The 13,084-nt window shown below is 38.2% G+C and carries 5 protein-coding genes; 3 read left to right on the top strand and 2 right to left on the bottom strand.

Annotated elements, in window-relative coordinates; translation table 11 throughout:
* Positions 1–39: 39 nt before the first annotated feature.
* Both AB7E63_RS00025 and AB7E63_RS00020 read right to left on the bottom strand, forming a co-directional pair.
* A complete protein-coding gene (locus AB7E63_RS00025) occupies positions 40–1,680 on the bottom strand; it encodes an acyl-CoA carboxylase subunit beta (RefSeq protein ID WP_284452788.1) in 1,641 nt (546 codons plus the stop codon).
* Positions 1,662–3,428: an acyl-CoA dehydrogenase family protein gene (locus tag AB7E63_RS00020; RefSeq protein ID WP_284452787.1), complete on the bottom strand. Its 1,767-nt coding sequence runs from the start codon at positions 3,426–3,428 to the stop codon at positions 1,662–1,664. Before AB7E63_RS00020 ends, AB7E63_RS00025 begins: the two co-directional genes overlap by 19 nt.
* Before the next feature lie 184 nt (positions 3,429–3,612).
* Between AB7E63_RS00020 and AB7E63_RS00015 the strand changes: the two genes are divergently transcribed.
* The 3 genes from AB7E63_RS00015 to AB7E63_RS00005 form a co-directional block, all read left to right on the top strand.
* Positions 3,613–4,236 carry a DUF47 domain-containing protein gene (locus tag AB7E63_RS00015; RefSeq protein ID WP_284452786.1) on the top strand — a complete coding sequence of 208 codons (624 nt, stop codon included), beginning with the start codon at positions 3,613–3,615 and terminating at the stop codon, positions 4,234–4,236.
* A 1-nt stretch (position 4,237) separates the two neighbouring features.
* On the top strand, positions 4,238–5,254 hold the full coding sequence (locus tag AB7E63_RS00010) for an inorganic phosphate transporter (RefSeq protein WP_006340536.1): 1,017 nt from the start codon (positions 4,238–4,240) through the stop codon (positions 5,252–5,254).
* Positions 5,255–5,421: 167 nt separating this feature from the next.
* On the top strand, positions 5,422–13,084 hold a 7,663-nt coding region (locus tag AB7E63_RS00005), incomplete at its 3' end, for a hypothetical protein (protein ID WP_428418365.1).

The following is a 13,084-nucleotide window of genomic DNA, read 5'->3' as shown; positions in this document are numbered from 1 at the left end:
AATGACAATGAACGGTATTTTTATAACCTTGATTTGCAATTATACCTGAAAGACGCCAGTGTGGAAGGTTTTAGGTAGCTGAGGGGCTTCGTTGACAAGATGCAAAAGATCAATCAAAACGGATCTTGTGGCGTGAGGAGGAATAATGGCATCAACCCAACCACGTGCAGCCCCATAACGAATATCCATTTGTATGTCATAGACCTGTTTGATCTTTTGTCTCAGCTTTTCTGCTTCTTCAGAATCCATGGGAGTGCCTTTTCTTTCGGCTGCTTGCTTTTGAATGGTGAAAAGGGTATTGGCTGCTTGGTCTGCTCCCATAACGGCGTACTTAGCGTTGGGCCAGGCTAGAATGAAATTGGGATCGTAGGCTTTACCACAAAGTGCGTAGTTACCAGCCCCAAAAGAATTTCCAACAATAATGGTGATTTTAGGTACGATGGAATTGCTGATCGCATTGACTAATTTGGCACCGCTTCGAATGATTCCCGATTGCTCGGCTTCTTTACCTACCATGAAACCGACCACATCTTGCAAAAAAATGAGAGGGGTTCTGGTTTGGTTGCAATCCATAATGAAGCGCGCGGCTTTATCGGCACTTTTCGCATAAATGACCCCACCAATTTCAATTTCTCCCCGTCCATTCGTGGTTTGCTCACGTTGATTCGCGATAATCCCGACCGGCATTCCTTGAATTTTGGCAAAAGCCGTAACAAGGGACTTGCCATATTCACTTTTGTATTCAATCAAGGAACCTTTATCCACAATGCAATTCATGAGAACATGCGTGGAATAGCTGGTTTGATTATCTCCGCTCACTAGATCATATAACTCGAGGGGCTCGTATTCGGTTTCTCCAATAGGCAAAGATTCTGAGAATATCTTGGGAGAAGGTAAGAGGTCAGTCAACTGTCTCAAACGTTCTAGACAAGCGTGATCATTAGGTTCCAGAAAATCTACGGTACCGCTGATTGCCGCATGCATGTCCGCTCCACCTAGCTCTTCTGGATCCACAACCTGCCCAATTGCGGCTTTAACAAGTGCAGGACCTGCCAGATATAATCCGCTACCTTTTGTCATGAGAAGTTTGTCACATAAAACGGGAAGATATCCACCGCCTGCAATACAATTTCCCATAATGGCGGCAAATTGAGGAACGGCAGCAGCAGATAAAATGGCATTATTTCGGAAGATACGTCCAAAATCATCTTCATCCGGAAAAATTTCAGCTTGCAAAGGAAGGAAAACACCTGATGAGTCGACTAGGTAAATGATGGGTAAACGGCATTCAAAAGCAATACGCTGCGCTCTTAATACCTTTTTTACAGATTGTGGGAACATCGCACCTGCTTTTACAGTGGCATCATTTGCGATGATCATGCATGGTCGGTTGAGAACCTTTCCAATACCTGTAATGACCCCTGCAGCGGGCAGCTCTCCCCATTCGGTATACATTTGGTAGCCTGCCCAAATGCCGAGCTCAAAAAACGAATCAATATCATCTAGCAAGAATCTTAATCTTTCACGTGCAGTCAGACGCCCCAGACGTTGCTGTCTTTCTTGACCTGCTTGTCCGCCCCCTTCTTTTAAAATGGCTTCTTCTTGCAGAATATTCTCTGTCAAATGGCGCAGAGAACGAATGTGATCCAGCTTATGCTGTTTTACTTGTTTGGTTGCCATAGATTTTTCAGCTCGGTAAGTTGATCAGAAACATCTTCAGTTTCAACATCATGATTAGAAAAAATTGACCCAATGTTTTGTGAAAACAGATCTTGAGCCATTTGAAAATAATGTTTCCCTAAAATGAGATCTTTTTTAATAGAGGGAGAATCATTTTTCAAGTCTGTCTCAAGTTTACTCAGCACTGCTGTGGTTGTATAAAGCGCAATGGCTCCATTTGTAATACGGTCTAAGGAAAGTTGTTTTTCAATAATGCCTTCCCGTTCTTTGGCAAGTAAGCGAATAATGGCTAATCCAAAATTGCGCACATTCACACTCAGTTGTTCTGCTTCGCTTTTCAAGAGCTTGGAAGAAGGGATCGTTGGGGATTGTAGTTTTTTGTAGTAATCACCCGCGAGATCTAAGGTTTTTTTAAAGTTTTCAAAAGGGCTCTTTAATCTTTTTAAATCTTCTTGTAGGTGCTGGCCCACATCGCGCATACCCACGAGTCCTATAAAGGCACGCATAACTTCATTTGAGCCTTCTCCGATCATATTAAGACGTGCATCGCGCATCATTCTTTCAAAAGGGTAATTGGTAAAGAAGGAGCGTCCACCAAAGATTTGCATGGTTTCATAAAGGATGGTCCAGAGTGAATCACTGGCAAATACTTTTAAGATGGCAGATTCTAACATAAAATCTTCGATTTTTTGATCGATCATCCCGGCCGTGAAATAAGTGGTGGCATCCATCGCAAAGGCTAGAGCTGAAATGTCGGCAATTTTTTTCTTTACCAGGGCAAAAGAGGCTAAAGGACGTTTAAATTGGTAGCGGGTTTGGGCGTGTTGAATGGCCTTTTCCACAAGAAATTTGGCTGTTCCGGTGCATGAAGCTCCAAAAGTTGTGCGACCATAATCCAAAACGGTTAAACAAATTTTTAGTCCTCCTCCCACTGGTCCTAGAACATTCGCGGCGGGAACTTCAAGATTATCGAATTCCAAGTTACTGGTGCGCGTGCCACGCATGCCTACCTTTTCTAAACCAACTGCTGCTACTTTAAAACCGGGCATCGAAGGAGTGACAAGAAAAGCCGTTACTTTATCTTGCTTGCCTGTGGGGGTGTCGACTTCTGTTTTTGCCATGACCGTCAAAACTTTTGCGAGACTCCCATTTGTGGTCCATTGCTTTTTCCCTGTAATGCGATAAAGGTTGCGTTCAGGATCAAAAATGGCACGTGTAGTAACTCCATTAGCATCGGAACCGGCATTTTCCTCCGTCAAGGAAAATGCTGCAATGTCTTCACCTATAGCTAAAGAGGGTAACCAGCGCCCTTTTTGTTCTTCTGTTCCGAATAAAAGCAATGCCTTGAGACCAATACTTTGGTGGGCGTTGATAAAGAGCGCCGTGGAACCGCAGCGTCTTGCAATCGATTCCATGATTTTGCAGTAGGCGTATTGGGTCATGCCAAGCCCTCCATACCTTTGTGGAATTGTCATTCCCAATACGCCAAGCTGACCCAGACCTGAAATGACTTTTGTTGGGATTTCTGCCTTTCGATCAATCTGATCGGGATCAATATTTTGATCGGCAAATGCATTAACTTTTTCTAAGAGTTGCTCTGTGCGCTTTTTTTCTTCCTCCGAGACGGTGGGGAAAGGAAAAACTTGCTGAGGATCGAGTTCCCCAAAGAATAATTTTTTAGCAAGGCTAGGATTTTTCTTTTCTGAGAATAGAAGTTCTTCTGCAATCTCTCGATCTTGATTATCCATATGTCCCCTTTTGACTTCTCATGACCTAAACTGCACCATAGCATTTTCAAATATTTACTAACACAATTCGTGCCATTAATGGCAATCTCCTAAATCTCAGATAATTATGAATTTTGTTTATCTTTTTTTATAAAAATGTCACAAAAAATAAGGGCTAATATTCCATCACTAATGGAGAGATTGTATGTTTTCGAATTTGATTCCCAAAGAGACCCGTTTCTTTGATTTTTTCGAGAAGCTCGTGGATTTAACTTTAGATGCCACTCAAAAATTTTATGTGCTTGTGAAAGACAACGAAGATCCAAAACATCTTTCCATTATCGTTCAACATCTTGAACATCAAGCAGATGAGCTAACACGGGAATGCATTGAAGATTTGCATAAAACGTTTCTAACTCCCATTGATCGAGAAGACATACACAAGTTAATCAGTTGGATGGATGGAATCATTGATGGAATTGAAGAAGCGGTTGAATCGCTCATCATTTTTAAAATTAGTGAAATGCGCGCAGATTTTGAGCACTTAGCACGCATTCTTTTGATGTGTGTAGAAGAACTACATAAAGCCATTAAACAGCTTCGTTTGATGAAACATACTGAAATCAAGCAACATTGCTCTGTCATCGATGCTTTAGAAGATGAGGGAGACATTACCTTTAGACACGCAATGGGTCGCCTATTTGATGAAGAGTTAGATCCTTTGGCCGTCATCAAATGGAAAGAGATGTACGAAATCTTGGAAAAAACAATTGATCAGTGTGAGGAAGTTGCCAATATTGTCGAAGGCATTTTGATGGAGAATTCCTAAAATGTTTTTGATCATTCTCGCAGTTATTTGTGCGCTTATTTTTGATTTTGTTAATGGAGTTCACGATGCGGCCAACTCTATTGCAACAGCTGTCTCTACGCGTGTTTTTAAACCTAGAACCGCAATCCTTTGGGCGGCGGGTTTTAACTTCGCTGCAATCTTGCTATTTGTCCCACGTGTTGCAGAAACGATGTCAAGAATTGTAAAAATTCAACCAAATCATAGCGAATATGTTTTTGTTGTGTTGATTGGGATTGCCAGTGCTATTCTTTGGAATGCCTTTACCTGGTCTTTGAGTATTCCTTCAAGCTCTTCGCATGCATTAATTGGGGGTTATGCAGGGGCTGGGCTCGCACATGCGGGATGGGAAGCTTTAGATTGGGGTAAATTAAGCGAAATTTTATTCTTTATCGTTCTAGGGCCCTTTCTTGGGTTTTTTATGGGTTCTCTCTTCATGGTTTGGTTATATCGTATCTTTTATGCTTGGAGCCCTTCTAAGCTGGATGCAGGCTTTAGAAAAGCACAACTTGTTTCGGCTGCTTTTTATTCTTTGGCTCATGGAGCAAATGATGCTCAAAAAACGATGGGGATCATTTTAGCGATTTTAATTGCAGGAGGCATTTTAGGAGAGGATGAAAAGTTATCCTTATTCGATATCCACACGCTATGGATTATTTTATCTTGTCAGGCTGCATTGAGCTTAGGAACTGCTTTAGGGGGTTGGCGCATTGTCAAAACCATGGGAATGAAAATCGCAAAAATTCGTTCCGTGGGAGGCTTTTGTGCAGAGGCTGCGGGCGCCGTTACCCTGTTTCTAGCCACTTCACTGGGCGTGCCTGTTTCTTCTACTCAAACCATGACAGGAGCAATCATGGGAGTCGGATCTGTTGGGAAAAGACTTTCATCGATCAAGTGGAAGATTGTTTCTCAAATGGTTGTGGCTTGGATCTTGACAATTCCCAGTACGGCATGCTTAGCCGTAGGGATTTCATATTTGCATGCCTATTTTTTTATTTAAAAAGTCTGTAGCTTATTTTACAGGCCGATCATTCAAACTTTATTAAATCTTGTCCTGCTCACACAATTTTCTACACATAAAAAATCTCTTTTTGATAGGAAAGTTACTATCCAATTTTTGGCACAGTAACCATTTTTCTATTTTAAAAATTTTATAGAGATAAAATTATGCTTGATCCACGTATTTCTAGCCACCCCCAGTACAGTTATAATACCTATCCCATTCATGCCGTTTATGCTGAAACAGCCTATTCAGGTTATGACAACGTTTACTATGCTCCCAATTGCTTAGATTTTACCCATTTTATCCCCGCTGAAGATATTTCAGATTGGCTTCTCAATCAATTATGCGCACTTGGAAAGCTTGATGTAGGTGCATGGGCGACAGATTATTTAAAAAGCTTAAATAGGCAAGAGCTTGTTCTCGATGAAACAGAGTTTAAACTGCTTTGGAATGTTTTAAGCCGTAGTATGAAAATCCATGGAGCTCCATATGGAAGATTTAACATGGTTGAATGTTTACAAAAGGTATTTGGAGGAAAAATTGGATCGCAAGTCCATGCCTATTATGCAGGGGATGGCGTGACACAAAGCATTCTGCAGGGCTCGTATCTTTCTCGTTTCTCAGCATGGCTTACAGAAGGACAATTCACTTACATGACTAAAGAGATAGGCTTAGAAGCAGCAGAAAATAAGCATGTTTTTCAAGTGGCACTTATTAACTCAAGCGGATCTGAAGATGAATTGGATGGTTCAGTTGCAAAAGTTTCCACTTATATTGCCCTGAAAACCCTAGGAAGGTGCATTACAAAACATGATCCTAAGCTTGTCGATTCTCATACTATACCCCCGTATTTTTCACGTGTATCATGGATGGCAGATGTAAATGATCCTGCAAAGAAATATGAGCTTGTCTCCATTGCAATTTCCAGTGGAAACTTTTACGAGAAAGTGCACATTCCGCTCGATCCTATCCTTGAGCATTTTAACAAACATCTCTTTTCACATATGTTTCATATCCCCATATGTCCTATTTTGGAAGATGACAACTTTCAAGGGTTTATCGATTATTTAACGCATATTTTGCACCTTCCCTCTATCAATACTGTGAATAAAGATATTTTTCCTGTTTTGATGACCCTTATTTCTATGGGAAGAAGAGATTATGGAAACGGTTTTAAAGAACCACAACAGGGAAAAGATGCCTCCCAGAGCATGGTTTGGCAAATCGTGCATAAATTCATCGTAGGCCAACATGATGAATCGACAGTTAGCAATGTGACATCCCTTATTTTAAATTACTTTAAAAATAGAGAAGGCTCATTTAATCCAAAAATGTCCTTTGCAATCATCTGGAATACGTGTTTAAGCTTGCGAGAGCATGTTAGTTCAGAATCTTTAGACCTTATTTGTGATCAATTGTTATCGAGAGATGATTCCGCAGAATCCTACTCTATTTTTGCTTTGATGAGGCAGGGGATTTTGGAGTATGGTCTCTCGGTAGAAGAAGTGGTTCAAATGCATCAATGTTTTGCACTATTGGCACTAGGGAGTAAGCGTCCACTATTTAATCATGCTGGTATAAGGATTATCTTAACTAAACATGAAGGTTTGCCAGCTATTCGAATTCAAGAAGACGGGTATTCCATTTTTCTTCGAATGGATCCATTGCAAGGCTATCATACCTGCGTAAAAACTGTCGTAGGAAATACACATCATCAAAAGTATTTGAAAGCACTTTTTGACGCCTATATGCCGCTTAATACTTTTTATCCAAATGAAGGGTCACAGCTATCTCCTTATCACTTTCATCTAAAAAATCTTCTTTATCCTCTCCAAGAAGCGATTTATGCAAATACTGGTGTTCAAAATGATTTCTTATTTTGCTTGAATTTTTACTTATTAGCGACATGCCAAACATGCATTCCAGAACAACTTTATCTAGAAGCGCTTATTCACAATTTTCCTGTTGTGCATGCGAATGTAGATGAGAAAAAGCAAGTGATATTAACAGAACAAATTCACAATTTATTGGTTTTCTCCAATGTACCTTGGGGAACAAAGTTGTTCGAGAAATTTGCTTTTCATCAAAAACAATATTCGCCCTTGCAGTCTTGGATACTGGCCTTAGCAGGTATTCAAAGTTCACACGTATATGCGTCTTATCTGTGGAAAGAATCTCCGTTTGTGCTTTTAGACGAATCATGCGCAATGCAATTAATTAAAACCATGCGATTTGCGAGCCCACATTATATTTTTGATATTCTTTCTAAAATGAAGCTGGGAACATTTAAAAATGTTTCTGAATGTTACAGTCTGGTTTTAGAACTTGCCTCTACTTATCAAAAATTACCCATAGATCAAATTGTTAAATTTTTAGAAGTAATCAGACATATATTGGAAAATACGCGCTTAAATAGATATTTAAAGCAATTTGAAAATGAAAGCCACTTCATATTTGGCCAATTTCTGAATACTCTTTGTGAGGCAGGGCATTTAACCTTTGCGCATGAATTTTTACTCTTTTTAGTGCGTCATAAAATTATTCATTCTACTCGTCATGAAATATGGACATCTTTATTAGAAAAAACATTGCAAAAAGGATCGATTGAATCAAGTGTCACTTTGTGGAATGAAGGAAGAGACTTTCAGGTTTGGAAACCGATTCCAAGGCATTTTTATCCAATCGTGGATTTAGCTACACGTTTGATTGGAACGCATTTTCACAAGGATCAGCAAAAAATGATCAATTTGATTTGCAAGACAAGTCCATTACCTGATGCAGAAATCTATTCTCATCGATTAAGAAGCCTTGTTCAAAACCACATAAGAAATGGAGGAAAAGTTGTTGTAAGCGCATCAGTTCCCTCTAGCTATATGGCTTATTTGAGCGAGGATGACAAAATGGATATTCAGCTTAATGCTTTAAAACAAGAGATTGACTCGTTACATGTTGAGTCTGCCGCAGCATCTATCCAACGTTTGGCTTCGAGGTGTCTGAAAAACCACTCGGAGGAATTAAAAAAGATTGTTAGACAATTTTTCTCCACATTTATTGCGGAACAGAAGAAATATCAAAATAAAAGGATTTTACAAAAGATTCAAGGGATCATTTTGAGTCCTGATATCCAACATTTGCAGATTGAACAAAATGAGAAGGTGACTTGGATTTTTACCATTCTTCAAAATCTTTCTAAGAAAGATTTTTTAATGGAGTTTAATGAACTGCTTTCTCTTCTACTTGACGAAGTTTTGCCTGACTATCATCGCTACCCCATTCAAACAGAATTTTGTTTAGATACTTTATTGGAGTATTCAGACATTTCTAGAGGTTTAAAAGAGACCCTGCAAGTTCGTCAATTACATCTGATCAATTATAGCCTATCGCTCGGTTCTAAAGACAAATTTTCTCGTCTTATACAGAATCTAATCATGTGGAAAACTTCTCAAGGCTTTCTTGGGGATCGCAAAAAACATTTGTATGATCTGAGCATAGAAACATTACAAAAGTCAGATGCAACGGTTGAGGAGGTGCTTGGCTTCCACCATTTGTGGAAAGCGGTTGTATCGGAAAGAAGCATGGAAAAGCATCATATCAAAGTGATTGAAGAGCTTATTAAAACATTGACACATTACGCAAATCTTCCTTTTGCATCATTTTGGGGCGACTATATATGTAAGCATTTTGTCGAGCTGAATGCTGAGACTGTGCAAGCCCTTATCTTGTTAGGCAATCATCTATTACCAGCTGATGAAAATGGTTTTAAATCTTTGTTGATCAGTTCCTATGATAAAAAAATGACAGTTGAGGCAAGTGACTGCTTGATTTGGGAAGCTTTGCTAGATGTTTGCATGGAGAAAAAAAATTACGGGCCTATTTACCATTTGATTTCGCTAGAGCGCTTTGTTGTACGTGATAATTTCAAGACAGAATATTCAAAGGCTCTTCTCAATGCCTTAAAAAAGACTTCACAGGTTGATAATATCCTTTTAAGCGCATACATAAAATTGATTGCAGCTATGGATACGCAGAAAACCCGATATTGGATGGATCTGATTAAAAAAGTAAGTGCACAGGGATCTCGCAAAATCAAAGAGCAATTGGTTGACATTTTTAAGGAAATTTTTATTAGAAAAGATCGTTTGAAAACATTCCCAAAGACAAAATTTGCTTGTTTAAATGAAATCTTTCCATTAATCGAAAAAAGTCGTTTATTCTCCGTTGAATTGTGGATAAAAGATCCGGATCTTGCAGCCTTTTTGGAAGTTGAAGAATTACAGGCCGAAAAAAAGGAGTTTTATGAGCGTCTATATAAGCTAGGCCACAACAAGGGATTGATCCTTCCTGAATATGCAAATGGCGATAATGTCGAATATCTTATCGATCATCCTGTTCAAGAAATGGTTATCAAGGCTTTCCAGATCCTTAAGCAAAGATTTGAAGGACAAGCTTCGCTTAAGGATGAGCAAAATTTGTTAACAATACTAAAAAAATCTTGCATGAAAGGTTTTGCATCCAAAAAATTAATTCCTAAACTAGTTGAGCTCATAGAAGTTTATATGAAGGGAAAAGAATTTGCTTTGATCGATCCAATCTTTGAGGTTTGCTGTGAACATTCCAACAGCGCGATCAGAGATAAAATGAAGGATACATTTCCCCATTTTTTGGCTTCTCAAAAATCTAAGCATTTTACATTTATTTTAAAACGCGTGCAGGAGCTTTCTAATTCAGGACATGTCCTTTTTCAGGTGTTACATAATGATAGCATGCATGAAGCTTTTCCTCCAGATCAGTTAGATGAATTATTTGTCAGAGCCATTACAGCAAGAATGGTAAGGGATATGAATTATGAAAATGCGGAATTTTTTTACGCGTATTTCTTAAAATTTAAGCCTTACCCCGCCGAAAAAGCTCTTTGCTTAGAAGCATTTGGAAAATTTATGCTTGCACAAAGAAAACTTAATTCGGACACATTTAATCGTTATTTCAGCGCCTATTTGGTACTTTGGATTAAACAATTTCCTGAACAAAAAAAAATTCATGAGCTTGCCTTATTAGATGAGAACCCGATTAGCGACTTTTTAGACAGTTCTGTTAGCGAAAAAGTTTTCGAGTTTTGCAAAGGGGTGTTCAATGGGATTACATTTGAATTTATCTCTAAAGCATCTAATCAAGAAGTCATTCTCAAGCATTTGAAATCTGTGATGAATATTCTTTTACTGATGTTTGAGAACACTACGGGGAAGAAAAAAGGTGAGTATCTAAAGATCTTGCATGGTCATCTAGATAAATATTTCTTTTGTTATCTTTTTGGCAATAACGTGAACCGACAAGATTATAAAGATATTATAACTAGCATTGATTTAGATAAGATTTCCGCCTCTATTTATTATAGACTCCGAATTTTCTTCTTCGAAGGCCAAGAAATTTCTCATCCTCTGAATTTAGAGAACAAAAAAAAGGCTGAATGCGTTGTGGACCTTATTAAGCTATTGACGACTCATCCAAATAATTATCACTTTCCGATGTCTCTTCGTTTGTTTACCAAGTTTGAAACATTGCTGATTCAGGAAAATGTGGATGCATATCTATCATGTTTTCAGGTGATATGGAAGGATGTTCAAACGAATAAACTTTCTTTCAATTTACTTGCACGGTTTAGTGGAATTTTTAAAAAATGGTTAGGTACGTCCAATCAGTTTTCAGGAAAACAAAAAGGGGAAAAATTAATCGCCATTTTTAGAATTCTCTCAAAAGGCAATGCGACTGCACGCTTAGCTTGTCTAGACCTATTTGTCAAATTCGGGAAACTATTTTTAAAATCTAACGCATATGAATACTTGCTAAGTTTAAAATATTTGCTCAAGAACTTAAAGGAGGATGATAACTCTTTAGTGAATGCGGTTGTTGATCATCTAAAGAATGAATTATGGTTAGAATATCCAAAAGAGAAAATGGACCTTTTAGAGGAAGCTATTCTCATCTATTTAGATCAGCCGGATCTTTCTCAGATAAAAAGAAGTCTCCTTCTTATGCATGAATTTGAGAGCCTTCTTATCAATCAAAGAGAAGATTTTTATCTTTCGTGCACAGAAAAAATTGCATCAAAATTCAATCTAAATAGCTTATTAAAGGGCCATTCTTCTGCAAAGCATTCTTCCCACACTTTGCTCAAATATTATGTGTGTTTGTTTGGTAAATGGCCTGAGTTTGATCTCAAAGGAAGTCATGGGATTGCAGAAGAAGAGAGAGCTGAAATTGTTGTCGAAATACTTTCTGCTCTTTTAGAAAAAAAATCGGAAGATAGTCTCAAAAGCGGAATGGCAATCCTAAAAGAGTTTGGATCCCTGGTGATCGAGCAATTCTTTTCTCGCTATAGGGAGTTTTTTGATGTTTATTTAAATATTGCGCATGAAGAAAAAGCATTTGTTAAACCTGTGATAGACTTGTTTATATGTCATGGCGTCTATTTGGTCAAAGCAGAACAAAAGACTTCGATAGAGCTATTCTCGAAAGTCTTAGAGCTTATGCAAGGCTTTTTAGAACAAGAGGATTTTTTTGAAAAAGGAACTGAATTATTTAAAAAAACTTTAAGTATCGGTCTTTTTTCTGAACATTTTGCCTTTTTTTATGCCAAAATGCGTGTGTTTGGAAATCACATGTTTTCTTGCATGAAAGCATGCCAAGTTGACCAGATTCGGTCGGTTTATAAACATGACTTCTTGCCATTGTTATTTCTTGAGATTGAGAATTATCGAGTGCCTACCATGAACTTAAAGGAAAGGGTGCAGCGGATCGAAGAAATGACGTACTGGATGAATACATTCGCAAGCGCTTTTTCCTTAAGTCAAAATGTGTGCAAAACCGATGAGTTTGAAAGTCGCTTACAGATACTGTGCTCTTTTATAGCAAGGTCAGAGGAAGGTACTCAATGTGTTGAAGAGCTTTTCCAATATTTAGAAAATAAACTATTATTTAATTTGGTCTATCTAGCAATAGGTTCTGCATCCGATCGATTCCCTGTGTCTTATAGTTTTTATATGCTGCAATACATCCAAGAGGTTTTAAAAAATCGCAGCGTGGAAGAGCGGGATCAATATGGTTACCAATTATTGTATGATTGTTACCAGGTCTTTTGGGATTTATTAAAAACAAAAGGTTTTTTTGAATTTAATGGTTCTCCTTTAATCCAATATTTTATAAAAATTTTCTTTTTTCATGGGGAGGAATTGCGGGATCTCTATGGATCGGTAATAGGGACACATTTTTTTTCAAAGCTGACTCTTCAAATTGCTGAAGTGATAATAAAAGCCAGAGATCATTTAAAGGATTTTGACGCATTTAAATTTCGAGCGTATTACCTCGAGTTCATGACATTCCTATTTGAAGCAAACGAGAAAGGTGCTTTTCTTGGTCAATCAAAAGAGCTCTATCGTTTGGTTGATCAAGCAATCACGATGTTAGTGAATGAAGATCCGCACCACAGCAAGATTGAGGAGATGAATGTGATGCTTTTCTATCGCTGCATTGTGCTTTTAATTAGTACTATTCAGAGTGAATCTCCAGATATAAATGCCCATCCGCCGCTTTTAAAGCTCACGGCATTTATGATGGAGAAGAACCTTTTGGGATTTTGTATGCCTGCATTAAGAAGTTCTTTGAATGTGAAAATTTTCGTTGAAAATGATGTTGAGGAAATCGATTTGCATGCGAAGCAAAGCAATGAAATCGTCAATATCCTCGTTCAATCGCGGGCCCTTGTAAACAAGTTTAATGCGCACACATTTTCAAAATACTACGTAGAATTGTTTAAATTTATCTTTGAAGCGA

This window comes from Parachlamydia sp., from assembly GCF_050255895.1.
Classification (GTDB): Bacteria; Chlamydiota; Chlamydiia; order Chlamydiales; family Parachlamydiaceae; genus Parachlamydia; species Parachlamydia acanthamoebae.
The sequence above is the reverse complement of the archived record's forward strand: the minus strand, read 5'-3'. Positions and strand labels throughout refer to the sequence as shown.

Coding starts and splice junctions, on each gene's coding strand:
- AB7E63_RS00025 (WP_284452788.1), bottom strand. CDS start 1,680: ATGGCAACCAAACAAGTAAAACAGCATAAGCTGGATCACATTCGTTCT.
- AB7E63_RS00020 (WP_284452787.1), bottom strand. CDS start 3,428: ATGGATAATCAAGATCGAGAGATTGCAGAAGAACTTCTATTCTCAGAA.
- AB7E63_RS00015 (WP_284452786.1), top strand. CDS start 3,613: ATGTTTTCGAATTTGATTCCCAAAGAGACCCGTTTCTTTGATTTTTTC.
- AB7E63_RS00010 (WP_006340536.1), top strand. CDS start 4,238: ATGTTTTTGATCATTCTCGCAGTTATTTGTGCGCTTATTTTTGATTTT.